A 25,288-nucleotide genomic window follows, 5' to 3' on the forward strand; every position below is an offset into this window, starting at 1 on the left:
GGCGCCGCGGGCTGCGGCGGTACCGGCCGCGGCGGCACCGGCGTCGGCGGCATCGGCCGCGCGCCTGCGCTCCACCACGACGCTCGGCCCGGAGTCGCGCTGATGGGCGATGTGGAGACGGTGTCGACGGATTCCTCGCTCGCCGTGACGAGCCGGCTGGAAGCAAGGCATCTGCGCAAGTCGTATGGCGGCCGTAAGGTGGTACGCGATGTGTCGCTGGCGGTCGACAAGGGCGAGGTCGTGGGCCTGCTGGGTCCCAACGGCGCCGGCAAGACGACTTCGTTCTACATGATCGTCGGCCTGGTGCGGGCCGACGGCGGCGAGATCTCCATCGACGGCCGCTCGGTGGAACACATGCCGATCCATCGCCGTTCGCGACTCGGTCTCTCGTACCTGCCGCAGGAAGCCTCGATCTTCCGCAAGCTCAACGTGGAAGAGAACGTGCGCGCGGTGCTGGAACTGCAGCGCGATGCCGACGGCAAGTCGCTGGCGCGCGCCGAGGTCGAGCGCCGCCTCACCGGGCTGCTGCAGGACCTGCGGGTCGACCACCTGCGCCATTCGCCGGCGCCCGCGCTCTCCGGCGGCGAGCGCAGGCGTGTGGAAATTGCGCGGGCGTTGGCAACGCAACCACGTTTCATCCTTCTGGACGAACCGTTCGCGGGGATCGACCCGATTGCGGTCATCGAGATCCAGCGGATCATCGGTTTCCTGAAGTCGAGGGGAATCGGGGTGTTGATCACCGACCATAACGTGCGGGAGACGCTGGGCATCTGCGACCACGCCTACATCATCAGCGAAGGCAGCGTGCTGGCCCAGGGAACGCCCGCCGAAATCGTGAACAACGCCGATGTGCGCCGGGTGTATCTCGGCGAGCACTTCCGCATGTGAGCGAGCGGCCAGCCAATCCATGAAGCAGGGTCTCGCCCTCCGCGTCTCGCAGCATCTCGCGCTGACGCCCCAACTGCAGCAGTCGATCCGGCTGCTGCAGCTGTCCACGCTGGAACTGAGCCAGGAAATCCAGCAGATGCTGGACGACAACCCCTTCCTCGACGTGCAGGCGGAAGACATCGCCGAGGAGTTCGGCATCGCCACCAGCGACGCCCGCGCCGCTGTCGATGACGAGGAGGGCGGCTACGAGGCCCCGGCTCCGGCCGCCTCCGCGCCGCCGGAAACGAGCAGCACCAGCACGAGCGAAGCCGAACCCGCCGCCGACTACGGCGACGACGGCACGCCCAACTGGGAGGGCGACGGCACCACCGAAACCGTGCCCGACGACGGCGAATGGGGCGGCGACGCACCGGCGGCCAGGCGCACGCAGGGCGACGACGGCGAAGTCGATGCCACCGACCTGGCCCGCGGCCACGAGTCGCTGCAATCCTGGCTGCACCGCCAGGCGCTGTCGCTGCGCCTCTCGGGCGAGGACCAGGGAGCGCTGCGCTACCTGATCGAGTCGCTCAACGACGACGGCTACCTCGAGGAGCCGCTCGCTGCGATCGCGGCGACGCTGGAGCCCGAAGACCTGGAGCAGCAAGAGGAACTGGTGCACCGTTTCACGATGGCGCTGCACCTGCTGCAGAGCCTGGATCCGCCGGGCGTGGGCGCGCGCAGCCTGGCCGAGTGCCTGACGCTGCAGCTCAAGGCGCTGCATGAAGACGACCCGGACGACGACGCCTGCGCCGCCGCGATCAAGATCTGCCAGCACCCGATCGACCTGCTCGCCAAGCGCGACGTCAAGCGCCTCGCGCTCTTGTGCGGCGAAGCCGAGGCGCAGGTGAAGTTGGCGATCGCGATGATCACGCGGCTGGAGCCCAAGCCGGGGCGCCGCTTCGTCGACGTCGAACGCAACATCATCATCCCCGACGTGCTGGTCACGCAGGTCGGGCGCGGCACGCGCGCCAATTTCCGCGTGCAGCTCAATCCCGACGTGATGCCGCGCCTGCGCGTGCATGACGTGTACGCGGGCGCGCTCAAGGCGCACCGCGGCGAAGGCCACCAGGCGCTGCAGCAGCGGCTGCAGGAGGCGCGCTGGTTCATCAAGAACATCCAGCAGCGCTTCGACACGATCCTGCGCGTGTCGACGGCGATCGTCGAGCGGCAGCGCAACTTCTTCATCCACGGCGAACTCGCCATGCGGCCGCTGGTGCTGCGCGAGATCGCCGACGAACTGGGGCTGCACGAGTCGACGATCTCGCGCGTGACCACGGCCAAGTACATGTCGACGCCCTTCGGCACCTTCGAGCTGAAGTACTTCTTCGGCTCGGCGCTGGGCACCGAAACCGGCGGCAATGCCTCGAGCACGGCGGTGCGGGCGCTGATCAAGCAATTCGTCGCCGCCGAGAGCAACAAGAAGCCGTTGTCGGACAGCCAGATCTCCGAGATGCTCAAGGAGCAGGGGATCGAGTGCGCGCGCCGCACCGTGGCCAAGTACCGCGAAGCCTTGCGCATCTCCGCGGCCAATCTGCGGAAGGAACTCTGATGCGCGATCTCCCGTTGTTCCTGCCCTGCGCGGGTGGGGTGGAAGCTTTTCTGGCGGACGAAGTCGCCCGCATCGCCGGCGCCGGCGTGCGTGACCTGCGCACGGCCCGCGGTGGCGTCCAGCTGCAGGCGACCTGGCCGGAGGTGATGAAGCTCAATCTGCACAGCCGCCTCGCGCAGCGTGTGCTGGTGCAGCTCTCGCACACGCCCTACCGCGCCGAGCAGGACCTCTACGAGGCTGCGTCGGCCGTGCCCTGGGAGGAGTGGTTCACCACGCGCGACAGCTTCAAGATCGAACTGACGGCGCACCAGAGCCCGCTGAAAAGCCTGAACTTCGCGGCGCTGCGCATCAAGGATGCCGTGGCCGATCGCTTCCGCACCCGGGGCGGTACCCGCCCCGACGTCGACACGCAGCGACCGGTGGCGCGCATCTTCGGCCACCTCGCGGCCGACACGCTCACGCTCTACATCGACACCTCCGGCGAGCCGCTCTTCAAGCGCGGCTGGCGCGAGGACAAGGGCGAGGCGCCGCTGAAGGAAACGCTGGCCGCGGCCATGATCGCCGCCAGCGGCTGGGACGGCACGCAGCCTCTCTACGACCCGTGCTGCGGCAGCGGCACCATCCTGATCGAGGCGGCGCAGGTCGCCTGCAACATCGCCCCGGGATCGCTGCGCCGCTTCGGCTTCGAGCGCCTGCGGCCGCATGCCGCGGCCGACTGGCAGGCCATCAAGGCCGAGGCGCAGGCCGCCCGCCGGCCGCCGGCCGCACCGATCTTCGGCAGCGACGTCGCCTTCCGCATGGTCGATTTCGCGCAGCGCAATGCGCAGCGCGCCGGCGTCGAACACGCGGTGCAGTTGCGCGGCGGCGATGCCCTGCAGCGCATGCCGCCGATCGATGTACCCGGCGTGATGCTGCTCAATCCCCCCTACGGCGAGCGCATCGAAGCCGGCGGCATCGCCGGCCCTGGCCGGGGCGGCCGCGAGCGCGCGCAGATGGAGCAGGACGGCGATTTCTTCACCCAGCTGGCCGCGCACTGGAAGCGCCACTACGCCGGCTGGACGGCCTGGGTGCTGTCGCCGGACGCGAAGCTGCCTACGCGCATGCGGCTGAAGGAATCGCGCCGCGTGCCGATGTGGAACGGCCCGATCGAATGCCGCCTGCTGCGCTTCGACATGGTCGCGGGCTCGGCCCGCACCGCCAGGCCGCAGGACGAGAGCGGGCCGGCGGGCGGCGATGCAGCTGGTTCTTGACACCAACATCGTGCTGGACCTGCTGGTCTTTGCCGACCCGCAGGCGCAGCCGGTGTCGCAGGGGCTGGTGGCCGGCACGCTGCGCTGGCTGGCGACCCTTCCCATGCGCGAGGAACTCGCACGCGTGCTGGCCTACCCGAAGCTCGCCGTGCGGGTGGCGCAGCACCGCGGCAGCGCCGATGCGGTGCTGGCCGACTTCGATCGCCACGTCACGCTGGTCGAGCCCGCCGCCAAGGCGCCCGTCACCTGCGGCGACCCCGACGACCAGAAATTCATCGACCTTGCCGTCGCCCATCGCTGTGTCTTGCTGAGCAAGGACTTCGAAGTCCTGCGCATGAAGAAGCGCCTGGCCCAGCTGCAGGTGCGGGCCAGCCCGGCCTGGCAGTAACTCTCGGTAGCGCCTGTTTCCTACGCGCGCCGGAACCCGGCGCTGACTTGCCGCGGCTGGCCCCGCAGTACTGTCTCGCCACCCAACATTCAAGCAGGTCCCATGTCCGATACCACTGTCACCCAACCTTCCGAACTGACTGCCCAGGCCGTCGTCGCCGCGGTGGCTGCCTCACAGCAGCAGCAGCAGCAACAGCAGCAATGCGACGAGTGCGTGGGCTCCGGCGGCTGGTTCCGCTACGAGCCGGCGCTCGAGCCTTCGCCCGGCCTGCGGTACCTCTCTTGCCTCCAATGCCGCGGTAGCGGACGGCTGGCCCTGGCCCGCGCCTGAGTACTACGCCCAGGATAGGTGCATGGCGCTCTCTACAAGGTTCTGCTCCGACACGGTCGCTTGCTGGCACGTGTAATGCTTAAACCCCGTCAAGAGAACCAAGCCGTGAACGACACCTACCTTCCCGAAGACCGCAACGAACGCCTGGTGCGCAACCTCCTCGCGCTGCGGATGGTGCTCGCCATGGACCAGATGCAGACCGGCCGCTGGAGCGAGCGCATCGACGAACTCGACGAGGAGCTCGCCATCCTCGGCCACGACATGAAGTCCACCGCGGCCTCCGCGGCCGACGGCCTGCGGCGCAGCTTCCTGCTGCCGCGCCTGGTCAACCGAAGAAAGCGCGCAGGGCATCGGCCGTCTGTGCGGGCAACTCCTCAGGAATGAAGTGCCCGGCGGGCAGCGCCCGCCCGCTGACCGTGGCCGCGCACTGCGCCTGCCACAGGCCGATCGCATCGAACTTGCGGCCTATCATCCCGCGCTCCCCCCACAGCACCAGCGTGTCGCAGCCTATGCGCTGTTGCCGTGCACGGCTTTCGCGGTCGTGCTCCAGATCGATGCCGGCACTGGCCCGATAGTCTTCGCACGCGGCGTGGATCGCTTCGGCGCGGCAGAAGCAGCGCTCGTAGTCCGCGAGCGCCTCTGGTTCGAGGTGATCCAGCCCGCCCGAGCCCCAGCCTCCCAGTTTGGTGTAGAGGTAGAACGGTGCGTCGCCACCGATCATCTTTTCCGGCAGTGGCGCCGGCTGGATCAGGTGGAACCAGTGGTAGTAGGCGCTGGCAAAGGCGAAGTCGGTCGCCGCATACATGTCGAGCGTGGGCGCGATGTCGATCAGCGCCAGCCGGCGCACGGCGCGCGGGTGGTCGAGCGCAAGCCGGTGCGCCACGCGGCCGCCGCGGTCGTGCCCGCAGAGGAAGAACTCCTGCCGGTCGAGCTCGTGCATCAGGTCCACCATGTCCTGCGCCATCGCCCGCTTGCTGTAGTTGCCATGCTCGGCATAGCCGGGCGGCTTCATCGAGTCGCCGTAGCCGCGCAGGTCCGGCAGCACCAGGAAGAAATCCTCGCGCAGGCGCTGCGCCACCCGGTGCCACATCACGTGCGATTGCGGAAAGCCGTGCAGCAGCATGAGGGCAGGGCGGTCGGCGCGGCCGCCGACGCGTGCGTGCATCAGGCCACCGGGCAGTCGGTGGTAGCCAGCTTCGAAACCCTCGAACCAGTCCATGGTCGCTCCTAGTCCGGTGAATCACCGGACGCCAGCAGTTGAGGCAGCCGCTGCAGTGCGTGGCGCACGGTGGCGGTGCGGATGGCCGCGCGATCGCCCTCGAAGCGGCGCGCTTCGCTGGTGAGCTGGCCGTCCACCTGGAAGCCGAACCAGACAGTGCCGACCGGCTTCTCGGCGCTGCCGCCGGTGGGCCCGGCGACGCCGGTCACCGCGACGCTCACCTGCGCCTGCGAATGCCGCACCGCGCCGAAGGCCATTGCGCGCGCGACCACTTCGCTCACCGCGCCATGCTGCGCAATCAGCGCCGCGTTCACGCCCAGCATCTCGCTCTTCGCCGCGTTGCTGTACGTGACGAAGCCGCGCTCGAACCAGCTGCTCGAGCCGCTCAGGTCGGTGCAGGCAGCGGCGATCATGCCGCCGGTGCAGCTCTCGGCGGTGGCCAGCTGCCAACCGCGCGCCAGCAGCGCCTGGGCCAGATTCCCCACCAGTTCCCCGGTGTCGGGGCTCAGGGCGTCCACCAGTGCCTCCACCAGGCCAGCACCAGCAGCGTGCAGAAGGCCGCCACCAGGTCGTCCACCATGATGCCGAAGCCGCCGCGCCAGCCCAGGCCCTTGAAGGCCCGGTCGGCCCAGCCCACCGGGCCGGGCTTGGCGGCATCGAAGACGCGGAACAGCGCGAAGGCGACCCCCTGCGCCACCCAGCCCGCCGGCAACAGCAGCCAGAGCACGAGCCAGAAACAGGCGACCTCGTCCCAGACGATCGCGCCCGGATCGGCAATGCGCAGGTGGCGCGCCGTGACCGTGCAGGCCCACCAGCCCACCGGCAGGGACAGGCCGATGACGATGGCGAGGTGCGCCGGCGCCAGCCAGTGCTGCAGTACCAGGAAGGTGAGCCACGCCCACAGCGTGCCACAGGTGCCGGGGGCGAACGGCGCCAGTCCGGAGCCGAAGCCCAGTGCAATGAGGTGCGCCGGATGCGCCAGCATGAAGGCGGCGGTCGGCCGCCTTGCAGGCAGGGGCTCGGGGACGAAGGTGCCGGATTCCATCACGCCGGATGGTAGCCGGCCGGCCGCCTCAGGGACAGCGGCCGAAGCGCTTGCGAAAACTGCGCGGCTCCAGTGCGTCGGCCCGCGCCCAGAGGCCGGCCCGTTCGCGCCGGGCCTGTTCCTCGAGGGGCGCATACGGCCCGGCGCGGCGGTGGAAGCTCGAGGACCACGCATAGCCGTTGCGCACCAGCCAGGCGCCGACGTCCTCGCCACGATGTTCCAGGTGCCCGAGCTGGCGGCCGTAAACGTCGCTGCCGCGCGTGCGCACCTGGACGGTCTGATGCAGCAGGCGAGCGCGCACGGCTTCCTTCGCCTGCGGCCCGAAGGCCTGGCAGCGCTCGGGCGCATCGAGATTCAGCAGGCGGATCTCGACGTTGTCGTGCCCCCGCGCCGGCCGTACCCAGAGCGTGTCGCCATCGGTGACAGAGGTGACGGTGCCGCTGAAGCTGCGCGCCTGCGCCGCCGAAGCGGCCAGCAGCACGAGCGCGAGCAGCAGCCGTCTCATGCGCAGAAGTGGTCGAAGCCCGCGAAGCTGCGCGCCAGCGGCCGGCCCTCGTCATCCACCAGCCGCAGGCCAGGCTGCGCCTCGATGCGGCCTATGCGTGTGAGCGGCGTGTCGGTCGCGCGGCCAGCCGCCAGCACCGCATCGCGCTGTTGCGCCGGGGCCGTGAAGGCGAGCTCGTAATCGTCACCGCCGGCAAACACGAGCTCCTCGATGCGCTCGGGCGGCAGCACCAGGCCGCTGCGCACTGCGGCAAGCAGGCGCGGCGCACAGCTCGCCTCCACCGTGGCGCCGACGCCGGAGCGCTGCAGCACGTGCCCGAGATCGCCGAGCAAGCCATCGCTGAGGTCGATCGCCGCCGTCGCGATGCCGCGCAGCGCGGTTCCCAAGGCGACTCGGGGCTGGGGGGTGTCCATCCGCGCGCGCGCCGCTTCGAACACGGCCTGCGGCAGCGACACCGTGCCGCGAAAAGCTTCGAGTGCCAGCCGCGCATCGCCCAGCGTGCCGCTCACCCACAGCTCATCGCCGGAACCTGCGCCCGAGCGCAGCAGCGCCTGGCCGGCCGGCACTTCGCCGAACACCGTGATGCCGATGGTGAGCGGCCCGCGTGTGGTGTCGCCGCCCACGAGTTCGCACGCGTGCGCCTCGGCGAGAGCGAACAGGCCCTGCGAGAAGCCGGCGAGCCAGCGCTCGTCGATGCTGGGCAGCGCCAGCGAGAGCGTGAAGGCCAGCGGCCGCGCGCCGCAGGCGGCCAGGTCGCTCAGGTTGACCGCGAGCGACTTGTGCCCCAATGCAACGGGGTCGACGGTGGAGAGGAAGTGACGGCCTTCCACCAGCAGGTCGGTGGAGACCGCCAGCTGCATGCCGGGCGCGGGCTGCAGCAGCGCGCAGTCGTCACCCACCCCCAGCGGACTGCGGTGCGCCGGGCGCGTGAAGTAGCGCGCGATGAGATCGAATTCCCCCATGGCGGGGAGCTTACCCCCGAGCTGGCGGCGCGCGAAAGCGCTCGGCGCCTTGTCGCACCACCTCGGCCAGCAGCCGCTCGCGCGCATGCGTCTCGCGCAGCCAGCGCGCGTCGTTGGCGCCGCGGTCGGCGCAATCGCGCAGCAGCTCGATGGCCGCCGATGCACCCAGCGCCTGCGCGTGCGGCTCCACCTGCTTGAGCGTCTGCAGGATGTGTTCGCGCAAGGGCAGGTGGCCGCCGGTCTCCGGCTCCACGTACACCGCCTCGAGGCCGAAGCGGCAGGCCTGGAAACGGTTGTACGTGTAGACCATGTAGTCGTCCTCCTGCGGCACGAACGGCTGCTCGTTCAGGAACCAGCTCGCCAGCGATTGCACGAAGCCCGCGAGCGCGGCCGCGCGCTCCACGGTCAGCGGCGTGTCGAACACCCGGATCTCGATCGTCCCGTATTCGGGCTTGGGCCGGATGTCCCAGTAGAAGTCCTTCATGCTCTTGATCACGCCGGTGCGCGTGCTCTTGGCAAAGAACTTCGCGAACTCGTCCCAGCGCAAGGTGTAAGGCGCGCGCCCCGACATCGGGAAGGCGAACACCGAATTCAGCCGCGCCGAATCGAACTGCGTGTCCTGCCCCTGCACATACGGCGAGCTGGCCGACAGCGCGATGAAATGCGGGATGTAGCGCGACATGCGATGCAGCATCAGCAGCGCGCTGTCGGCATCCGGGCAGCCTACGTGCACATGCTGGCCGAAGATGGTGAACTGCTTCGAGAGGTAGCCGTACAGCTCGGAGAGCTGGCGAAAGCGCGGGCGGTCATAGATCCGCTGCTCGTGCCACTGCTGGAAGGGATGCGTGCCGCCGCCGACGCAGGCGATGTTGAGGCGATCGGCGCAGCGCACCAATGCGTCGCGCATCTGCGTGAGCTGGCCCAGCACTTCGTTGCAGGAGTGGCAGACGCCGGTGGAGACCTCGATCATGCTGGAGGTCATCTCCGGCACCACGGCGCCCGGCAGCGGGATCTTCGCCATCAGGCGCAGCATCTCGTCGGAGTAGGGCGCCAGGTCGTAGTCGTGCGTGTTGACCAGTTGCAGCTCGAGCTCGACCCCCAGCGACAGCGGCGCCGAATGCTGGAAGGGTTCGAGGGTGGGCGGCACCGCAATGGCCGGCTCGGCGCGGTCATTCATCCAGGTTCCCCGGTGTCGCGGCAGCACCGCGCGGTTCCCAGCGCTTGAGGCTTTCGCCGGCGCGGTAGATCGCGAAGGTGGCGATGATCGCGCCCAGGATCTCCATCATCAGGATCGCCGGCAGCGTGATGCTGGCGATGCGCGGCCCGAGTGAGAGCGAGGAGCTGACGAACTGCGAGACCAGCAGCAGGGCCACCGCGGACATCGGCGACATCGCGCAGCCGGTCCACAGGGCCTGGCGCCAGCTCGTGCCGCTGCCCCAGTTGGCGAGCGACACGCCGACCATCTTGGCGAGGCCGCGCGTAATCACGAGTGCCGCGACCAGCCCCGCCACCGAGGGATTCCAGTCCGCCTTGGCGGCCACCACCGAGACCAGCACGAACATCAGCATCGTCAACAGCGAGTACGCGGACCCAAGCTGGCGGGTCCAGGCCCAGGGCCGCGGATGCAGCTGCTTGAGCATCATCCCGCCGATCAGCGCGGCCAATGGCGCCGAGCCGCCGAAATGCGCGGCCAGCGCGGTGCCGGCGGCGATCAGCGCGATCAGCAGCATCGCCGTGTTCTCGCTGGTGGGGCTCATGAAGCGCAGGGCCGAGCGCAAGGCCAGGGCCAGCAGGGCGCCCACGATGAAGGACACGCCCAGCACGACGGCGACGGGAAACAGCGTGGCCAGCACGTGCGTGTCTTCGCGCTGCAGGGTGCCGGCACGCGCGCTCACCAGCGTCAGCGCATAGAAGGCGCTGAGGGTGGACAGCACCAGCGCCCGCTCCGTCACCGGCCCGGCGGCGCGCGTGTCCAGCACGACGCGGCTCAGCACCGACGGCGAGGCAGCCATGGCGATCATCGCGACGCCCTCGGCGACCGTCGTGCGCACATCGAGCCAGCGCAGCACGTAGTACACGGCGAACGCGGTCAGCGCCGACTCGAGCACGCTTTGCAGCAGCACCATCGGGTTGTGGCGGAACCAGCGCAGTGCGATGCGGCCGCCCGACTCGAACAGCACCGCCGAGACGGCGAGCTCCAGCAGGAACAGAGCGACGCCCTGCAGCGGCCAGGCCGCGCCGGAAAACCCGGCCAGGCCGGCCAGCGTGCCCACCAGCGAATAGCCGACCACCTTGGGCAGGCCGCTGTAGCGTTGCAGCAGGTGGCCGGCCGCCGCTGCCAGTGCCAGCAGCAGCGACCATTGCACGGTCGGCAGGCCCGCGGAAGGCCTGAGCCATTCGGCCCAGATCGCCATCACTTCATCCATGGCAGCGGGCCGGGGTCGCCCTCAATGCAGCACGCGGCGCCTGCCGTCGTCCAGCACGAATTCCGGGACGTCCACCTCGAAACGCTCGCCGTCCTCCGCCACGCAGAAGTAGCTGCCCTTCATGCTGCCGCTGGCGGTGCGCAGGCGGCAGCCGCTGGTGTATTCGAAGGACTCGCCCGGCTTGAGCAGCGGCTGGTGGCCGACGACGCCCAGGCCCTTGACCTCCTCGAGTTCGCCGAGTTCGTTGGTGATGATCCAGTGGCGCGAGATCAATTGCGCCGGAATCTCACCCGCATTGGTGATGGTGATCGTGTACGCGAAGCTCCAGATGCCCTGTTCGGGCGCGGATTGCTCCGGCAGGAACTGCGGCAGGACTTGCACTTCGAACGCATGACGGGCCATGGGGCCGCATCCTAAACCAAGCCCCCCGGGGGCGTTTGCGACAATGGGGGGATGACCACGCGCAGCCATCGCATCGCCCCTTCCATCCTGTCGGCGGACTTTGCCCGCCTGGGCGACGAGGTCCGCGCCGTGATCGCGGCCGGCGCCGACTGGATCCACTTCGACGTGATGGACAACCACTACGTGCCCAACCTCACCTTCGGGCCGATGATCTGTTCGGCGCTCAAGCCGCACGCGCAACGCGCCGACGGCACGGCCGTGCCGATCGACGTGCACCTGATGGTGCAGCCGGTCGACGCGCTGGCCCAGGCTTTTGCCGAGGCCGGCGCCGACTACATCAGCTTCCACCCCGATGCGTCGACGCATGTGCACCGCAGCGTGCAGGCGATCAAGGCCGCCGGCTGCAAGGCGGGCGTGGTGTTCAATCCCGCCGCATCGCTGGACGTGCTGGACTGGGTGATCGACGACATCGATCTCGTGCTGATCATGAGCGTCAACCCCGGCTTCGGCGGCCAGGGCTTCATCGAATCCGCGCTGCGCAAGATCGAACAGGCCCGCAAGCGCATCGATGCGGGCGGCCGCGACATCCGGCTCGAAGTCGACGGCGGCATCAAGACCGACAACATCGCGCGTGTTGCCGCGGCGGGCGCGGACACCTTCGTGGCCGGCAGCGCGATCTTCGGCAAGCCGGACTACCGCGCGGTGATTGCGGCGATGCGCGAACAGCTCGCGGGCTAGCCGCTAGCGCGGACGTCGCTGGTTCTGGTTGCGCGGGTCGACCGGTGCGGGGTCGCTGGTCTGCTGCACGCCGTGGTAGGTCGCGTCCAGTTCCTGGCCCTTGGTGGTGTCCTGCCGGCCCGCGACCACGTCGTCATGCGCAATCGCGCCGACCCGGCCCATGCTGGGACTGTCGGCGGCCTGGCTGTCGGCGGACTCGTCGCGCTCGCGCGGTTCGCGCGCCTTGGGCGACTGGGTTTCTCCCTGCGCCACCACGGTGTCGCCCCGCTTCGCTGGGGCGCCGGGCTCGCGCTTTTCGGCCAATCTGCGGCTTTCGCTCATGCGTTCTCTCCTGTTGCCGCCATCGTGCGCGCGCGTGCGCGCCAGGGCGGTAGGACACCGGCGCGCTCGCTCCGGCCGCCAGCCGGAATCCCTTCAGGCTGTCGGCCGGTTCCTACCGGTCGAGGCGGCTTCGCCCCACAAACCGGCCCGCTGAAGGGCTACGGCCCTTCTGGCTGAGGCTTGTTCCAATGCGGGACCTACAAGTATTTCGAGGAGAAGAGCGGATGGAGATCGCACCTGCAGGGCCCGTGTGGCTGCTTCTGGCAAGCGCCTTCGCTGTCGGCGGGCTGGCGGTCGCCATGCTGGCACGCCTGCTCGATACCGTGCTCGATCTGGGCTGAACCGCAGCGGCAGCTCCGGCGCCGATGACGGCGCCTTTTCCCGTTCGGCCACGAACAACAGGAGTGATATCCCCATGGCCTCTTCCCGCACGGAGGGCTCGCGCAAGGCGAAGGCAGGCGACGCGGTCGCCAGTCGCCAGAAGCAGCTGGAAGCCTTCACGCAGGGACCGGAGAACCTGCTCACCACCAACCAAGGCGTGGTGCTGCCCGACAACCACAACAGCCTCAAGGCCGGCCTGCGCGGGCCGGCGCTGCTGCAGGACTTCATCCTGCGCGAGAAGCTCACGCATTTCGACCACGAGCGCATTCCCGAGCGCGTGGTGTTCGCGCGCGGCGCCGGCGCGCACGGCTACTTCGAAGTGACCCGGCCGCTCGTGGAGTACACGAAGGCCGACTTCCTGCAGGAAGTCGGCAGCCGCACCCCGGTGTTCGTGCGCTTCTCCAGCATGATCGGCTCCCAGGGCGCCGCCGACACCGTGCGCGACGTGCGCGGCTTCTCGGTCAAGTTCTACACGCGGGAAGGCAACTACGACCTCGTGGGCAGCAACATGCCGGTGTTCTTCATCCAGGACGCGATGAAGCTGCCGGACCTGGTGCATGCCATGCGGCCCGAGCCGCATCACGGCATGCCGCAAGCTTCGAGCGCGCACGACACCTTCTGGGATTTCGTGTCGCTGATGCCCGAGAGCTCGCACATGCTGATGTGGCTGATGTCGGATCGGGCCCTGCCGCGCAGCTATCGGATGATGGAAGGCTTCGGCGTCCACACCTTTCGCGTGGTCAACGCGCGCGGCGCATCGCACTTCGTCAAGTTCCACTGGCGGCCCAAGCTGGGGCGGCACGCGCTGGCCTGGGACGAGGCGCAGAAGATCGCCGGCAAGGACCCGGACTTCCTGCGGCGCGACCTGTGGGAGGCGATCGAGCGCAACGACTTCCCCGAATGGGAGCTCGGCCTGCAGGTCTTCGACGAGGAGCGCGCGCAGAAGCTGGGCATCGACCTGCTCGATGCCACCAAGCTGGTGCCGGAAGAACTGGTGCCCATCCTGCCGGTGGGCCGGCTCGTGCTGAACCGCAACCCCGACAACTTCTTTGCCGAGACCGAGCAGGTTGCCTTCCACCCCGGGCACGTGGTGCCCGGCATCGACTTCAGCAACGACCCGCTGCTGCAGGGCCGCTTGTTCGCGTACACCGACAGCCAGCTGTCCCGCCTGGGCGGCCCGAACTCCCACGAGCTGCCGATCAATCGCGGCGTCAGCCCGGTCCACAACTTCCAGCGCGATGGCCGCCAGCGCACGGCGATTGCGCGCGGCCGGGTTTCCTACGAGCCCAACACGCTGGCGAGCGGATCCGAGTTCCGCCTCGACGGTGGCGAGCAGGGCTTCCAGACCTTCGAGGAGTCGGTGGAGTCACCCAAGATCCGCCGCCGCAGCCCCACCTTCGACGACCACTTCGGGCAAGCCACGCTGTTCTGGAACAGCCAGAGCACGGGCGAGAAGGAACACATCCTCTCGGCCTTCCAGTACGAGCTGTCCCGGGTGGAGACGCCGGCGGTCCGCCAGCGAATCGTCGACAACTTGGCGCACGTCGACGCGCGACTGGCGCGCAAGGTCGCCGAGCCGCTGGGCATCGGGCCGCCGGATGCGCGCTCCGCCGCCGGCCAGGCCGGGTTTCGCGAGCCCAAGGGCAAGCCGCCCATCGAGGCGGCACCCTCGCTGAGCATGGAGCCCGCGGGCGCCACGATCCAGACCCGCCGGGTGGCGATCGTGATGGCGCCCGGCGTCGAGCTCGGCGCGTACAAGGTGGTCCAGCAGGCGCTGCTGGACGCCGGCGCCACGACGAAGATCGTCGCCTCGCAACTCGGCTTCATTGCCTCGTCGTCCGGCCAGCAGGTGGCCATCGACCACACCTTCCAGACCATGCCGTCCGTGATGTTCGACGCGGTTCTGGTGCCGGGCGGCGCGGCGAGCGCGCAGGCCCTGATGAAGGACGGTGACGCCGTGCACTTCGTGCTGGAGGCGTACAAGCACTGCAAGCCGATGTGCCTGATCGGCGAGTCGGTGGAGATCCTGCGCAAGGTCGGCGTGGTGGGCGAGGACACGCCCCCGGCGGCCGGGGTGGTGATCGGCACCAACGAGCCAACGGCCCGGCTGCAGATGGCGCAGGACTTCATTGCCGCCATCCAGAAACACCGGCACTGGAGCCGAGCGTTGATCAACCAGGTCCCCGCCTGAGCGCCTGCAGCCCGTCTTTTTGTAGGATATTGCCTACGCACGGATGTCGGATGCGCCGACTCCGTCGGCGCCTTCATGACGGCTCAATGGCGTCGTGGCCGTCAGATCCGGCGGCTTGTCGACGTACAGGAGATTTGGCATGGCATCCAGCCCCAAGGGTAGCAACGCATCGATCCAGACCTTGGGCCGCGGCTTCGCGTCCATGGATCCCGAGCGCCAGCGCGAAGTCGTTGGCTATGTCCGTCCCGCTGGCATGGAGACGGCGCCGCAAGGACGCTCCCCCGCCGAGCGAGCCACGAAGACGCCGCGCCTGGACTGGCTGCGTGTGCAGCCCGACCGCGAAAGCAGCAACTTCGAAGGCAGCAGCAGCCGCCACAGCCGCTGAGGCGGCCGTCCCCCGACGCAGCCAGGGCGAGTCCCTGGCTTTCTGCTTTCATCGCCGACCAAGAGCCGGTTGAGGCGGCTGCACCGAACGGCCGACGCGTGGGCGCGCTCCTCTATGCTTCGCCCGTGAACTCCCCGCACCCGCTCTCCCGCCCCTTCGCCGCCGCCATCGTCGACCTCGACGGCACGCTGGTCGACACCCTCGGCGATTTCAGTGCCGCGCTCAACCAGATGCTGCGCGACCTCAGTCAGCCGCCGATCGCCAGCGAGACCGTCGCCGGCTTCATTGGCCAAGGCACCGAACATCTGCTGCGCAAGACGCTGGCGCACGTCGGCGCCCCGGCTGAGCTCTATCCGCGCGCCCTGGATCATTACGAGCATGCCTACCGGGCCATCAACGGCCGCTGGTCCACCGTGTACCAGGGCGCCGCCGAGGGCTTGCAGGCGCTGCGTGCGCGCGGCTTGCGCCTCGCCTGCCTGACCAACAAGCCAGGCGAATTCGCCCGCGAGCTGCTGGTGGCCAAGGGGCTCGCGCCGTTTTTCGAACTCGTGTTCGGCGGTGATGCCTTCGAGCGCAAGAAGCCCGATCCGCTGCCCTTGCGCAAGACCTGCGAGGCGCTGGGCACGGCCCCGGCCGCCACCTTGATGGTGGGCGACTCGCGCAACGATGCGGCTGCGGCGCGGGCGGCCGGCTGCCCGGTCGTGCTGGTGACCTACGGCTACAACCACGGCGAGCCGGTGCGCTCCGTGGACGCCGACGGCTTTCTCGACTCGCTCGCGCAGATCGACACCATCCTGCGTGCCTGAGACGGACATGCTCCGGGCAAACGGCAATGAACCGCGAAAAGCCTTTGCTACACTGGCTTCGTGTTCATCCACCGCACCATCATCACAGGTTGCAGCGACCGGGGAGCCTGGCCCTGGCGCAAGCCTGTCCAAGTGCGCACCTGAAACGCACGGGGCCGCCCCGTGCCCCGCGCCTCGGTCCCGAGGCAGTGTCTGATCCCGCGGCCAGCAATCTGGCCGCCGAGCTTGTGGAGGCTCACTCTTGATCACCGAACTCGAATTCAAGAGCCTTGCGTTGCAGGGCTACAACCGCATTCCCCTGATCGCGGAGGCATTCGCCGATCTCGAGACCCCGCTGTCGCTGTACTTGAAGCTGGCCCATGCCAAGGGCGGCGGGAAGCTCAGCTTCCTGCTGGAGTCCGTGGTGGGTGGCGAGCGCTTCGGCCGCTACAGCTTCATCGGCCTGCCGGCACGCACCTTCCTGCGCGCCGCCGGCTTTGGCGCCGAGGCGAAGACCGAGATCGTCACCGACGGCCAGGTGGTCGAGTCTGCAGCGGGCAATCCGCTGGACTTCATCCACGCCTACCAGCAGCGCTTCAAGGTCGCCCTGCGCCCGGGCCTGCCGCGTTTTTGCGGCGGCCTGGCCGGCTACTTCGGCTACGACACGGTGCGCTACATCGAGAAGAAGCTGGAGCACAGCTGCCCGGTGGACACGCTCGGTTGCCCCGACATCCTGCTGCTGCAATGCGAGGAACTGGCGGTCATCGACAACCTCTCGGGCAAGCTGTACCTGATCGTGTATGTCGACCCCGGCAAGGCGGAGGCGTATGCCGACGGCAAGAAGCGGCTGCGCGAACTGAAGGAGCAGTTGAAGTACTCGGTCAGCGCGCCGGTGGTGCGGCAGACCGAGACCTTCCCCGCGGAGCGCGAATTCGCCAAGGCCGATTACCTCAAAGCGGTGGCGCAGGCGAAGGAGTTGATTGCCGCCGGCGACTTCATGCAGGTGCAGGTCGGGCAGCGGATCAAGAAGCGCTACACGGAGTCGCCGCTGTCGCTGTACCGCGCGCTGCGTTCGCTCAATCCCAGCCCCTACATGTATTTCTACAACTTCACGGGGGCGTCCGCGACCGGCAGCGACTTCCACGTGGTCGGTGCCTCGCCCGAGATCCTGGTGCGGCACGAGCACACCGACGAAGGCGAGAAGATCATCATCCGCCCGCTGGCCGGCACCCGTCCCCGCGGCGCGACGCCGGAGGTGGACCAGGCCGTGGAGCAGGAACTGCTCGGCGACGCGAAGGAGCGCGCCGAGCACGTGATGCTGATCGACCTGGCCCGCAACGACATCGGCCGCATCGCCAAGACCGGCACCGTGAAGGTGACCGAAGCCTTCGTGGTGGAGCGCTACAGCCACGTGATGCACATCGTGAGCAACGTCGAGGGGATCCTGAAGGACGGCATGAGCAACATGGATGTCCTGAAGGCGACCTTCCCCGCGGGCACCTTGAGCGGCGCGCCGAAGGTGCACGCGATGGAACTGATCGACCGCCTCGAGCCGAACAAGCGCGGCATCTATGGCGGCGCCTGCGGCTACCTGAGTTACGCCGGCGACATGGACGTCGCCATCGCGATCCGCACCGGCATCATCAAGGACCAGACGCTGTATGTGCAGGCGGCGGCAGGGGTGGTGGCCGATTCGGTGCCGGAACTGGAGTGGAGGGAGACGGAAGCGAAGGCGCGGGCTCTGTTGCGTGCAAGTGAGCTTGTCGAGGAGGGGTTGGAATGAAAACCCAACGTCCGGACGCAGAAGACGCAGAGGTTGCGCAGAAGACGCAAAAGGAACAGCCCGTTGAAAATGACTGCTCCCACGCGATTATCGGCGCGGCGGTGGAGGTACAAAGGATCCTTGGCGTCGGATTGCTGGAAAGCGCGTATTCCGCGGCACTTGCGATCGAACTGACCGAGCGCGGAATTGCATTCGAGCGTGAGGTCCCCATCACCGGACGCTACAAGGGCCGGGAAGTGGGACTCGCCTATCGTGCCGACTTCATCGTGGAGCACGCGGTGATCGTGGAGCTGAAGGTGGTGGATGCCTTGGCCGAGATCCACCGCGCGCAACTGCTCTCGTATCTGCGACTCGCTGAACTGAAGCTGGGACTTCTCCTCAACTTCAACGTCTTTCCCGTTGTGAAGGCCATCCACCGGGTGGTGAACAAGCTATGAAACCTTGCAGGGTCTTGTTTTGCGCCTTCTGCGCAACTTCTGCGTCTTCTGCGTCCGGTTGTTTGCTTTTGGAGTGCCCGAAATGAAACTCCTGATGGTCGACAACTACGACAGCTTCACCTTCAACCTGGTGCAGTACTTCGGCGAGCTCGGCGCCGAGGTGGAGGTGTTTCGCAATGATGAAATCACCATCGACGGCATCGCCCAGCGCAAGCCCGATCGGCTCGTGATCTCCCCCGGCCCCTGCTCGCCCGCCGAAGCAGGCATCTCCGTCGAGGCGATCCGCCAGTTCGCCGGCAAGCTGCCGATCCTGGGCGTGTGCCTCGGGCACCAGGCCATCGGCGCCGCGTTCGGCGGGAAGATCGTCCGCGCGCAGCAGTTGATGCACGGCAAGACCAGCGAGATCACGACCACCCGCGAAGGCGTGTTCGCCAACCTGCCGGAGCACTTCACCGTCAATCGCTACCACTCGCTGGCGATCGAGAAGGACCACTGCCCCAGCGAGCTCAAGGTCACTGCCTGGACCCCGGACGGCGAGATCATGGGCGTGCGCCACAAGACGCTGGCGATCGAGGGCGTGCAGTTCCATCCCGAGTCCATCCTCACCGAGCATGGCCACGCGCTGCTGAAGAATTTCCTGGAGCAAGCCCCGTGAAGACCGTCGACCTGCGCAGCGATACCGTCACCCAGCCCACCCCCGGCATGCGCGCCGCGATGGCCGCGGCACCCGTGGGCGACGACGTCTTCGGCGACGACCCGAGCGTCAACGCGCTGCAGGAACAGATCGCAGCGCTGCTCGGGTTCGAGGCCGCCCTGTTCGTGCCGACCGGCACGCAAAGCAACCTGTGCGGCGTGCTGTCGCATTGCCAGCGCGGCGATGAATACATCGTCGGCCAGATGCAGCACTGCTACCGCTGGGAAGGCGGCGGCGCGGCGGTCTTCGGCAGCGTGCAACCGCAGCCGCTGAACCACCAGGCCGACGGCACCCTGGCCCTGGCCGATATCGAGGCGGCCATCAAGCCCGACGATCCCCACTTCGCCCGCACGCGCCTGCTGGCGCTGGAGAACACGCTCGGTGGCAAGGTCCTGCCGCTGGCGTATCTGCAGCAGGCGACGGCACTGGCCCGCGCCAAGGGCCTGGCCACGCATCTCGATGGCGCCCGCCTGTTCAATGCCGCCGTGGCGCAAGCGGCGGTGCAGGGCAGCGATGTCCGCAGTGAAGCGCGCCGCATCGCCAGCCTGTTCGACAGCGTCTCGGTCTGCTTCAGCAAGGGGTTGGGCGCGCCGGTCGGCTCCACCTTGTGCGGCAACCGCGACTTCATCGCGCGCGCCCGCCGCATCCGCAAGATGGCCGGCGGCGGCATGCGGCAGTCGGGTGTGCTGGCCGCCGGTGCGAGCTACGCGCTCGAGCATCACGTCGAGCGGCTCGCGCAGGACCACGCCCTGGCACGCCGGCTGGCCGAGGGGCTGGCCGGCATCGAGGGCGTGCAGGTCGAGGCGCCGGACACCAACATCCTGTTCGTCGACCTGACCGGGCCGGCGCGCGAGCGCTCGGCCGGCCTGCTGCCGCACCTGGCGCAGCACGGGGTGCTGGCCACCGGCCTGTATCGCCTGCGGTTCGCGACGCATCTCGACGTCGATGCCGAGGGTGTCGACCGGGCGATCGCGGCGATCGGTTCCTTCTTCGCCGCCTGAGGTCCGCCGCGATGCCGGACGCCCAGCACCTTCTGCTGTTTGCCGCGGCGGGGCTGCTGCTGAATCTGACGCCGGGTCCCGACGTGCTCTACATCGTCAGCCAGGCCTTGCGTGCGGGCGCGCGGGCCGGTGTGGTCGCGGGTCTCGGGATCACCGCGGGATGCTTCGTCCATGTGTTCGCGGCGGCCGTAGGGGTGGGGGCATTGCTCGCCGCTTCGGCGACTGCGTTCGCGGTGTTGAAGTGGGCGGGGGCTGGGTACCTGCTCTGGGTGGGAGTGCGGCTGATCGTTGCGCGCGCAAGCACGATCCGCTGGGCTGCGGCCGATGGCGCCGCGCGGTCCTGCAAAGACCAGCCGCGCGGGCTGTGGCAGGTCTTTTGCGGCGGCTTCCTCACCAACGTGCTCAATCCCAAGGTGGCGATCTTCTTCCTCGCCTTCGTGCCGCAGTTCATCGCACCGCAGGCGCCGCACAAGGCCCTGGCCTTCGTCGCCCTGGGCACGCTGTTCAACATCAACAGCGTGGCCGTCAACAGCGGCTGGGCGCTGGCCGCCGCGTGGATGGCGCGACGGGGCGCGGTGCGGCGCGGCATGCACTGGCTGGAGCGCGCCGCCGGCGCGATGTTCGTGGCTTTCGGCCTGCGCCTCGCGCTGTCCGACAATCCCACCCGATAAACGACCCCAGGAGCTGGCATGTCCATCACCCCCCAGGAAGCGCTGCAGCGGACCATCGAGCACCGCGAGATCTTCCACGACGAGATGCTCAAGATCATGCGGCTGATCATGAGCGGCGAGCTCTCGCCCGTGATGACGGCCGCCATCGTCACCGGCCTGCGCGTCAAGAAGGAGACCATCGGCGAGATCACCGCCGCCGCGCAGGTGATGCGCGAGTTCTCCACCAAGGTGCACGTGGCGGATCGCACGCACCTGGTCGACATCGTGGGCACCGGCGGCGACGGCTCGCACACCTTCAACATCTCCACCTGCTCGATGTTCGTGGCCGCCGCGGCAGGCGCCAAGGTCAGCAAGCATGGTGGCCGCAGCGTCTCCAGCAAGAGCGGCAGCGCCGACGTGATGGAGGCCCTGGGCGTCAGCCTCAAGCTCTCGCCCGAGGCCATCGCGCAATGCATCGCGCAGACCGGCATCGGCTTCATGTTCGCGCCCAACCATCATCCGGCGATGAAGAACGTCGCGCCGGTGCGCAAGGAAATGGGCGTGCGCACCATCTTCAACATCCTGGGGCCGCTGACCAATCCGGCCAGCGCACCCAACATCCTGATGGGCGTGTTCCACCCGGACCTCGTGGGCATCCAGGTGCGGGCGCTGCAGCGGCTCGGTGCCGAGCACGCGCTGGTCGTGTATGGCCGCGACGGCATGGACGAAGTGAGCCTGGGCGCCGCCACCCTGGTGGGCGAACTGAAGAACGGGCAGATCACCGAGTACGAGGTGCATCCCGAGGACTTCGGCATGCCCATGGCCAGCAATCGCGCCTTCAAGGTCGCCACGCCGCAGGAGTCGCTGGCCGTCATGCGGCAGGTGCTGGACAACCAGCCCGGTGCGGCCCGTGACATCGTGGTGCTCAATGCCGGGGCCGCGCTCTATGCGGCCAATGTCGCGACCGATATCCGCGAAGGCATCGCGAAGGCGCGACAGGCGCTGGAGAGCGGCGCGGCACGCGCCAAGCTCGACCAGCTGGTGCAGGCTTCCAATCAGTTGGCAGGTTGAAATGAGCGACATCCTGAATCAGATCGTCGCGGTCAAGCACGAGGAAATCGCGGCCGCGAAGAAGAAGAAATCCCTCGAGGCGGTGCGCGAAGATGCGTTCAGCCGCGTGCTCACCCGCGACTTCGAGGGCGCCCTGCGCGCGCAGATTGCCGCGGGCCGGCCGGCGGTGATCGCCGAGGTGAAGAAGGCCAGTCCGAGCAAGGGCGTGCTGCGCGAGGACTTCATTCCCGCCGACATCGCGCAAAGCTATGCCGAACACGGCGCTGCCTGCCTCTCGGTGCTTACCGACCAGCGCTTCTTCCAGGGCAGCTCCGATTACCTGAAGCAGGCGCGGGCGTCGTGCGATTTGCCGGTGCTGCGGAAGGACTTCATGGTCGACCCGTACCAGGTGTACGAGGCGCGCGCGATGGGCGCGGACTGCATCCTGCTGATCGCGGCATGCCTCTCGGACCTGCAGATGGCCGAGCTCGAGGGCATCGCCCGCGGGATGGACATGGCGGTGCTGGTGGAAGTGCACGATGCCCCGGAACTGCAGCGCGCCTTGCGGCTGCAGACGCGGCTGGTGGGCGTCAACAATCGCAACCTGCGCACCTTCGAGGTAAATCTCGACACCACCTTGGGCATGCTGGCCGAGGTGCCGGCGGACCGCCTGCTGGTGACGGAGTCCGGCATCCTGCAGCGCGAGGACGTGCAGCGCATGCGCGCCGCCGGCGTGCATGCCTTCCTCGTGGGCGAGGCCTTCATGCGGGCGGAAGATCCGGGCGCGGCGCTGGCCGCGCTGTTCGGCCCTTGAGCGTGGCACCCGGCAAGCCGCAGTCGGAGCTGCCCTGGGCCGAGCTGGAGCCGGGCACGCAGCCGCAACGCCTGCTCGCCTGGACGCCCGAGCAGTGGCCGCTGGCCGAGGGCTGGCGGGCGACCGTCGATGAATTCCTGGCCAGCAGCGAGGGCCAGCGGCTGGCGGACTTCCTACGCGAGCGCATTGCAGCGGGCGCGGCGATCTACCCGCCGCATCCGCTGCGCGCCTTGCAGCTGACGCCGCTGGCCAGCGTGCACGCGGTGGTGCTGGGGCAGGACCCGTACCACGGGCCGGGTCAGGCCGAGGGGCTCGCGTTCTCCGTGGCCGAGGGCGTGAAGCATCCGCCTTCGCTGCGCAACATCTTCAAGGAACTGGGCACGACACCGCAATCGGGCTCGCTGGTCGAATGGTCGCGCTCGGGCGTGCTGCTGCTCAATGCCTGCCTCACGGTGGAAGACGGCCAGCCCGCAAGCCATGCCCGCAAGGGCTGGGAGGCTCTGACCGATCGCCTGCTGGCACTGGTGGCCGCCACCGCCTCGCCCTGCGTCTACCTCTTGTGGGGCGCGCATGCCCAGGCCAAGGCCGAACTGATCCGGGCGCACGCCGCGCAATACGGCCGCGAGGTCCTGCTGCTGCAGACCAACCACCCTTCGCCCCTGTCGGCGAGCCGGCCGCCCGTGCCCTTCCTCGGCAGCGGCTGCTTTGTCGCAGCGCGCGAGTGGCTTGCGCAGCGCGACATCCAGGGCGTGTTCTAGGGCCTGTTCTAGTGCGTGGACTGGCGCAGCAAACGCGCCAGCCACGGCCGAAAGCCCCGCCCCACCGAGCGGGGTGCGGCCGATGCCGGATGCGGCAATTCGAGCAGCGTGTCGTCGAGATAGTCACGGCGGATGTCCACCGTGCCATGGCGGCCGATCGCTTCGAAGTGCACCGCCAGCCACGCGTGTGCCGCATCGCGGCCGGCTTCGAACAAGCGGTTGATCATTGCGCCGTCGGCCGAGCCGCGGCTCGAGCTCGGGAAGGCCTCCAGCGCGGCGCCGCCCGCCACGCGGTGCATGTACACGCTCTTGCACCCGGCGTGCGAGAGCGCGCCCTCGGCCAGCAGGCGGTTGACGAAGTCGATCGCGCGCATCTGCGTCAGCAGGCTGGCATTGAAGCTCAGCTCGTTGACGCGGTCCAGGATCTCGGCCGAGGTGCGCGGCGCATGCGCGCGCGAGACCGGGTTGATCTGCACGAGCAGCACGTCGCTGGTGCGGCAGCCGCGGACCAGGGGCGACAGCGCGGGGTTGGCGGAATAGCCGCCGTCCCAATACTGCTGGCCGTCGATCTCCACCGCCTGGAACAGCGTGGGCAGGCAGGCCGAGGCCAGCACCGCGCGCGCATCGAGCTGCCGGCCGGTGAACACCACCGCCTTGCCGCTGGTGACGTGGGTGGCCGTCACGAACACCTTCAACTCGGCATGGTTGGCGATGGCACGGAAGTCGATCTCCTGTTCCAGCAGGTCGCGCAGTGGGTTGATGTCCAGCGGATTGCTCTGGTAGGGCGAGACCATGCCGCGCCAGGCGTTGCCCATCATGGTGGCGGGCGACATCTCCGGCGGCAGGCCGCCCCACAGCATCCGCATGAACTGCTGCTGCAGCGTACCCAGGCTGCCGAGTCCGCTCACGCGGTGCCAGACCGCCGCCAGCTTCTCGCGCGCGCCTTCGCGCGGGTCCTGGCCCTGCGCTTGCGCAGTGGCCCAGCCGCTGGCCAGGGCCACCGCATTGAGGGCACCGGCGCTGGTGCCGCTGATGCCTTCGACGCCGAGGCGTTCGTCTTGCAGGAGCGCGTCGAGCACGCCCCAGGTAAATGCTCCGTGGGAGCCGCCGCCCTGCAGGGCGAGATTGAGCATGCGCATGGCCCCACCGTAGCAACATCCTGGCGCGCTGGCGTGAAAGTCGCTCGCATGTCAGCCTCGTTTCAGGGTCATGAAGCTCGGCGGAAGGGCGTGCTTTCCGACTCCGGTGTCAGTCGCAGGCCGCTCGGTGTGCGGGAATCGTGCTATAGTCTGCGGTTCCTCGCGGAGGGGTGCCCGAGTGGCTAAAGGGGGCAGACTGTAAATCTGTTGGCTTACGCCTACGCTGGTTCGAATCCAGCCTCCTCCACCAGTTTTTTCGTTCGTTCGACAAGCCTGGGTTGCGAAGAAAAAGAAGATGGGGTCGTGATGAGTTGGTAGCGATGAGTAGGCGATGGATGACCTGCCAGCGCCTGGATCGGAGAGGCCGACAGCCTCGCGCCGATCCCGACGCGGGAGTAGTTCAATGGTAGAACCTTAGCCTTCCAAGCTAATGACGCGGGTTCGATTCCCGCTTCCCGCTCCAGCATCGCCGGCCCGGCATCTGCGAAAAGATTTCGCCCTTGTGGCTCAGTGGTAGAGCACTCCCTTGGTAAGGGAGAGGTCGCGGGTCCGATTCCCGCCAAGGGCACCAAGATCCACCGGCTTTGCGCCATTCGCGCAGCCGGTGTCTGGATAGTGAACGTTACTTTTTTCGGAGTCGAAAAAAATGGCAAAAGGCAAGTTTGAGCGGACCAAGCCGCACGTCAACGTCGGCACCATCGGTCACGTCGATCACGGCAAGACCTCGCTGACCGCCGCGATCACCAAGGTGCTCGCTGAGTCCGGCGGCGCGACGTTCACCGCCTACGACCAGATCGACAAGGCGCCGGAAGAAAAGGCCCGCGGCATCACCATCTCGACCGCGCACGTCGAGTACGAGACCGAGAACCGCCACTACGCGCACGTCGACTGCCCCGGCCACGCCGACTACGTGAAGAACATGATTACCGGCGCCGCGCAGATGGACGGCGCCATTCTCGTCGTGTCAGCCGCCGATGGCCCGATGCCGCAGACCCGCGAGCACATCCTGCTCGCCCGCCAGGTCGGCGTGCCCGCGCTGGTCGTGTTCCTCAACAAGTGCGACATGGTCGACGATCCGGAACTGCTCGAACTGGTCGAGATGGAAGTTCGCGAACTTCTCTCCAAGTACGACTTCCCCGGCGACGACATTCCGATCAT

At 68.4% G+C, this 25,288-nt stretch carries 29 protein-coding genes and 3 tRNA genes; 22 read left to right on the forward strand and 10 right to left on the reverse strand.

Annotated elements, in window-relative coordinates; genetic code table 11:
* Positions 1-102 precede the first annotated feature (102 nt).
* From lptB to JWP60_RS19070, 6 genes are all read left to right on the forward strand, one after another.
* The gene (gene lptB / locus JWP60_RS19045; RefSeq protein ID WP_299794969.1) at positions 103-888 is read left to right on the forward strand and encodes an LPS export ABC transporter ATP-binding protein; all 786 of its coding nucleotides are present in this window, start codon (positions 103-105) and stop codon (positions 886-888) included.
* A 19-nt stretch (positions 889-907) separates the two neighbouring features.
* Positions 908-2,476 (forward strand): RNA polymerase factor sigma-54, encoded by a 1,569-nt coding sequence (locus tag JWP60_RS19050; RefSeq protein ID WP_299794916.1) that lies wholly within the window; start codon positions 908-910, stop codon positions 2,474-2,476.
* The gene (locus JWP60_RS19055) at positions 2,476-3,726 is read left to right on the forward strand and encodes a THUMP domain-containing protein (RefSeq protein ID WP_299794918.1); all 1,251 of its coding nucleotides are present in this window, start codon (positions 2,476-2,478) and stop codon (positions 3,724-3,726) included. The genes JWP60_RS19050 and JWP60_RS19055 overlap by 1 nt, the downstream gene beginning before the upstream one ends.
* Positions 3,710-4,114 (forward strand): putative toxin-antitoxin system toxin component, PIN family, encoded by a 405-nt coding sequence (locus JWP60_RS19060; protein WP_299794919.1) that lies wholly within the window; start codon positions 3,710-3,712, stop codon positions 4,112-4,114. Before JWP60_RS19055 ends, JWP60_RS19060 begins: the two co-directional genes overlap by 17 nt.
* A gap of 102 nt (positions 4,115-4,216) precedes the next feature.
* Entirely contained in the window at positions 4,217-4,444 is a 228-nt protein-coding gene (locus JWP60_RS19065) for a hypothetical protein (protein WP_299794921.1), read from the forward strand.
* A 105-nt stretch (positions 4,445-4,549) separates the two neighbouring features.
* Positions 4,550-4,828 carry a hypothetical protein gene (locus JWP60_RS19070; protein ID WP_299794922.1) on the forward strand — a complete coding sequence of 93 codons (279 nt, stop codon included), beginning with the start codon at positions 4,550-4,552 and terminating at the stop codon, positions 4,826-4,828.
* On the opposite strand, the gene JWP60_RS19075 is transcribed toward JWP60_RS19070, so the two are convergent.
* From JWP60_RS19075 to apaG, 8 genes are read right to left on the reverse strand one after another with little or no spacing between them, the layout of a single operon-like run.
* A complete protein-coding gene (locus tag JWP60_RS19075; RefSeq protein WP_299794924.1) occupies positions 4,770-5,663 on the reverse strand; it encodes an alpha/beta hydrolase in 894 nt (297 codons plus the stop codon). The genes JWP60_RS19070 and JWP60_RS19075 overlap by 59 nt on opposite strands.
* Positions 5,664-5,671: 8 nt before the next feature.
* The gene (locus JWP60_RS19080) at positions 5,672-6,181 is read right to left on the reverse strand and encodes a CinA family protein (protein WP_299794926.1); all 510 of its coding nucleotides are present in this window, start codon (positions 6,179-6,181) and stop codon (positions 5,672-5,674) included.
* The gene (locus tag JWP60_RS19085; protein ID WP_299794928.1) at positions 6,169-6,708 is read right to left on the reverse strand and encodes a phosphatidylglycerophosphatase A; all 540 of its coding nucleotides are present in this window, start codon (positions 6,706-6,708) and stop codon (positions 6,169-6,171) included. The genes JWP60_RS19080 and JWP60_RS19085 overlap by 13 nt, the downstream gene beginning before the upstream one ends.
* Before the next feature lie 28 nt (positions 6,709-6,736).
* Positions 6,737-7,213, reverse strand: a complete 477-nt coding sequence (locus JWP60_RS19090; protein WP_299794930.1) for a thermonuclease family protein — start codon at positions 7,211-7,213, stop codon at positions 6,737-6,739.
* Positions 7,210-8,175, reverse strand: a complete 966-nt coding sequence (gene thiL, locus JWP60_RS19095; protein ID WP_299794932.1) for a thiamine-phosphate kinase — start codon at positions 8,173-8,175, stop codon at positions 7,210-7,212. The genes JWP60_RS19090 and thiL overlap by 4 nt, the downstream gene beginning before the upstream one ends.
* Positions 8,176-8,185: 10 nt before the next feature.
* Positions 8,186-9,352, reverse strand: a complete 1,167-nt coding sequence (locus JWP60_RS19100; protein WP_299794934.1) for a YbdK family carboxylate-amine ligase — start codon at positions 9,350-9,352, stop codon at positions 8,186-8,188.
* Entirely contained in the window at positions 9,345-10,601 is a 1,257-nt protein-coding gene (locus tag JWP60_RS19105; RefSeq protein WP_299794936.1) for a cation:proton antiporter, read from the reverse strand. The genes JWP60_RS19100 and JWP60_RS19105 overlap by 8 nt, the downstream gene beginning before the upstream one ends.
* A 21-nt stretch (positions 10,602-10,622) precedes the next feature.
* The gene (apaG, locus tag JWP60_RS19110; RefSeq protein ID WP_299794938.1) at positions 10,623-11,003 is read right to left on the reverse strand and encodes a Co2+/Mg2+ efflux protein ApaG; all 381 of its coding nucleotides are present in this window, start codon (positions 11,001-11,003) and stop codon (positions 10,623-10,625) included.
* A gap of 51 nt (positions 11,004-11,054) precedes the next feature.
* Between apaG and rpe the strand changes: the two genes are divergently transcribed.
* Positions 11,055-11,741, forward strand: coding sequence for a ribulose-phosphate 3-epimerase (gene rpe / locus JWP60_RS19115; protein WP_299794940.1), 687 nt, complete (start codon positions 11,055-11,057; stop codon positions 11,739-11,741).
* A 3-nt stretch (positions 11,742-11,744) separates the two neighbouring features.
* Here the strand turns inward: rpe and JWP60_RS19120 are convergent, their stop codons facing one another.
* Positions 11,745-12,062 carry a hypothetical protein gene (locus JWP60_RS19120; protein WP_299794942.1) on the reverse strand — a complete coding sequence of 106 codons (318 nt, stop codon included), beginning with the start codon at positions 12,060-12,062 and terminating at the stop codon, positions 11,745-11,747.
* 415 nt (positions 12,063-12,477) lie between these two features.
* Here JWP60_RS19120 and JWP60_RS19125 point away from each other — a divergent pair, with 415 nt between their 5' ends.
* The 11 genes from JWP60_RS19125 (at position 12,478) to JWP60_RS19175 (ending at position 22,991) form a co-directional block, all read left to right on the forward strand.
* Positions 12,478-14,634, forward strand: a complete 2,157-nt coding sequence (locus tag JWP60_RS19125; RefSeq protein WP_299794944.1) for a catalase — start codon at positions 12,478-12,480, stop codon at positions 14,632-14,634.
* Between the two features lie 139 nt (positions 14,635-14,773).
* Positions 14,774-15,019: a hypothetical protein gene (locus tag JWP60_RS19130; protein WP_299794946.1), complete on the forward strand. Its 246-nt coding sequence runs from the start codon at positions 14,774-14,776 to the stop codon at positions 15,017-15,019.
* 125 nt (positions 15,020-15,144) lie between these two features.
* The gene (gph, locus tag JWP60_RS19135) at positions 15,145-15,825 is read left to right on the forward strand and encodes a phosphoglycolate phosphatase (RefSeq protein ID WP_299794949.1); all 681 of its coding nucleotides are present in this window, start codon (positions 15,145-15,147) and stop codon (positions 15,823-15,825) included.
* A 241-nt stretch (positions 15,826-16,066) separates the two neighbouring features.
* Positions 16,067-17,587, forward strand: a complete 1,521-nt coding sequence (gene trpE / locus JWP60_RS19140; protein WP_299794951.1) for an anthranilate synthase component I — start codon at positions 16,067-16,069, stop codon at positions 17,585-17,587.
* The gene (locus JWP60_RS19145; RefSeq protein ID WP_299794953.1) at positions 17,584-18,024 is read left to right on the forward strand and encodes a GxxExxY protein; all 441 of its coding nucleotides are present in this window, start codon (positions 17,584-17,586) and stop codon (positions 18,022-18,024) included. The genes trpE and JWP60_RS19145 overlap by 4 nt, the downstream gene beginning before the upstream one ends.
* A gap of 82 nt (positions 18,025-18,106) precedes the next feature.
* Positions 18,107-18,679: an aminodeoxychorismate/anthranilate synthase component II gene (locus JWP60_RS19150; RefSeq protein WP_299794955.1), complete on the forward strand. Its 573-nt coding sequence runs from the start codon at positions 18,107-18,109 to the stop codon at positions 18,677-18,679.
* A complete protein-coding gene (gene ltaE, locus JWP60_RS19155) occupies positions 18,676-19,719 on the forward strand; it encodes a low-specificity L-threonine aldolase (protein ID WP_299794957.1) in 1,044 nt (347 codons plus the stop codon). The genes JWP60_RS19150 and ltaE overlap by 4 nt, the downstream gene beginning before the upstream one ends.
* A gap of 11 nt (positions 19,720-19,730) precedes the next feature.
* Complete coding sequence (locus tag JWP60_RS19160) at positions 19,731-20,390, forward strand: LysE family translocator (RefSeq protein ID WP_299794959.1); 660 nt, start codon at positions 19,731-19,733, stop codon at positions 20,388-20,390.
* Positions 20,391-20,408: 18 nt separating this feature from the next.
* Entirely contained in the window at positions 20,409-21,440 is a 1,032-nt protein-coding gene (trpD, locus tag JWP60_RS19165) for an anthranilate phosphoribosyltransferase (protein ID WP_299794961.1), read from the forward strand.
* 1 nt (position 21,441) lies between these two features.
* Complete coding sequence (trpC, locus tag JWP60_RS19170; protein WP_299794963.1) at positions 21,442-22,233, forward strand: indole-3-glycerol phosphate synthase TrpC; 792 nt, start codon at positions 21,442-21,444, stop codon at positions 22,231-22,233.
* A 71-nt stretch (positions 22,234-22,304) separates the two neighbouring features.
* Positions 22,305-22,991, forward strand: a complete 687-nt coding sequence (locus tag JWP60_RS19175; protein WP_299794971.1) for a uracil-DNA glycosylase — start codon at positions 22,305-22,307, stop codon at positions 22,989-22,991.
* A gap of 8 nt (positions 22,992-22,999) precedes the next feature.
* Here JWP60_RS19175 and JWP60_RS19180 read toward each other — a convergent pair whose 3' ends face one another.
* The gene (locus tag JWP60_RS19180; RefSeq protein ID WP_299794965.1) at positions 23,000-24,130 is read right to left on the reverse strand and encodes a patatin-like phospholipase family protein; all 1,131 of its coding nucleotides are present in this window, start codon (positions 24,128-24,130) and stop codon (positions 23,000-23,002) included.
* Positions 24,131-24,294: 164 nt separating this feature from the next.
* Between JWP60_RS19180 and JWP60_RS19185 the strand changes: the two genes are divergently transcribed.
* The 4 genes from JWP60_RS19185 to JWP60_RS19200 all read left to right on the forward strand — a co-directional run.
* Positions 24,295-24,380 (forward strand) — tRNA-Tyr (locus tag JWP60_RS19185).
* 139 nt (positions 24,381-24,519) lie between these two features.
* A tRNA-Gly gene (locus JWP60_RS19190) sits at positions 24,520-24,593 on the forward strand.
* A gap of 33 nt (positions 24,594-24,626) precedes the next feature.
* Positions 24,627-24,701, forward strand: a tRNA-Thr gene (locus JWP60_RS19195).
* A gap of 75 nt (positions 24,702-24,776) precedes the next feature.
* The coding region (locus JWP60_RS19200) for a GTP-binding protein (protein WP_299794967.1) at positions 24,777-25,288 on the forward strand (512 nt) is incomplete at its 3' end.

Source organism: Ramlibacter sp. (genome assembly GCF_028291745.1).
Lineage (GTDB): Bacteria > Pseudomonadota > Gammaproteobacteria > Burkholderiales > Burkholderiaceae_C > Ramlibacter.

Excerpts from the sequence above, each read along its gene's own strand:
- JWP60_RS19090 (WP_299794930.1), bottom strand. The coding sequence starts at position 7,213 with ATGAGACGGCTGCTGCTCGCGCTCGTGCTGCTGGCCGCTTCGGCGGCG.
- JWP60_RS19050 (WP_299794916.1), top strand. The coding sequence starts at position 908 with ATGAAGCAGGGTCTCGCCCTCCGCGTCTCGCAGCATCTCGCGCTGACG.
- JWP60_RS19145 (WP_299794953.1), top strand. The coding sequence starts at position 17,584 with ATGAAAACCCAACGTCCGGACGCAGAAGACGCAGAGGTTGCGCAGAAG.
- JWP60_RS19120 (WP_299794942.1), bottom strand. The coding sequence starts at position 12,062 with ATGAGCGAAAGCCGCAGATTGGCCGAAAAGCGCGAGCCCGGCGCCCCA.
- JWP60_RS19125 (WP_299794944.1), top strand. The coding sequence starts at position 12,478 with ATGGCCTCTTCCCGCACGGAGGGCTCGCGCAAGGCGAAGGCAGGCGAC.
- JWP60_RS19055 (WP_299794918.1), top strand. The coding sequence starts at position 2,476 with ATGCGCGATCTCCCGTTGTTCCTGCCCTGCGCGGGTGGGGTGGAAGCT.
- JWP60_RS19160 (WP_299794959.1), top strand. The coding sequence starts at position 19,731 with ATGCCGGACGCCCAGCACCTTCTGCTGTTTGCCGCGGCGGGGCTGCTG.
- JWP60_RS19065 (WP_299794921.1), top strand. The coding sequence starts at position 4,217 with ATGTCCGATACCACTGTCACCCAACCTTCCGAACTGACTGCCCAGGCC.
- JWP60_RS19085 (WP_299794928.1), bottom strand. The coding sequence starts at position 6,708 with ATGGAATCCGGCACCTTCGTCCCCGAGCCCCTGCCTGCAAGGCGGCCG.
- trpD (WP_299794961.1), top strand. The coding sequence starts at position 20,409 with ATGTCCATCACCCCCCAGGAAGCGCTGCAGCGGACCATCGAGCACCGC.
- JWP60_RS19150 (WP_299794955.1), top strand. The coding sequence starts at position 18,107 with ATGAAACTCCTGATGGTCGACAACTACGACAGCTTCACCTTCAACCTG.
- lptB (WP_299794969.1), top strand. The coding sequence starts at position 103 with ATGGGCGATGTGGAGACGGTGTCGACGGATTCCTCGCTCGCCGTGACG.
- JWP60_RS19105 (WP_299794936.1), bottom strand. The coding sequence starts at position 10,601 with ATGGATGAAGTGATGGCGATCTGGGCCGAATGGCTCAGGCCTTCCGCG.
- JWP60_RS19060 (WP_299794919.1), top strand. The coding sequence starts at position 3,710 with ATGCAGCTGGTTCTTGACACCAACATCGTGCTGGACCTGCTGGTCTTT.
- trpC (WP_299794963.1), top strand. The coding sequence starts at position 21,442 with ATGAGCGACATCCTGAATCAGATCGTCGCGGTCAAGCACGAGGAAATC.
- JWP60_RS19130 (WP_299794946.1), top strand. The coding sequence starts at position 14,774 with ATGGCATCCAGCCCCAAGGGTAGCAACGCATCGATCCAGACCTTGGGC.
- JWP60_RS19180 (WP_299794965.1), bottom strand. The coding sequence starts at position 24,130 with ATGCGCATGCTCAATCTCGCCCTGCAGGGCGGCGGCTCCCACGGAGCA.
- rpe (WP_299794940.1), top strand. The coding sequence starts at position 11,055 with ATGACCACGCGCAGCCATCGCATCGCCCCTTCCATCCTGTCGGCGGAC.
- JWP60_RS19100 (WP_299794934.1), bottom strand. The coding sequence starts at position 9,352 with ATGAATGACCGCGCCGAGCCGGCCATTGCGGTGCCGCCCACCCTCGAA.
- JWP60_RS19075 (WP_299794924.1), bottom strand. The coding sequence starts at position 5,663 with ATGGACTGGTTCGAGGGTTTCGAAGCTGGCTACCACCGACTGCCCGGT.
- apaG (WP_299794938.1), bottom strand. The coding sequence starts at position 11,003 with ATGGCCCGTCATGCGTTCGAAGTGCAAGTCCTGCCGCAGTTCCTGCCG.
- thiL (WP_299794932.1), bottom strand. The coding sequence starts at position 8,175 with ATGGGGGAATTCGATCTCATCGCGCGCTACTTCACGCGCCCGGCGCAC.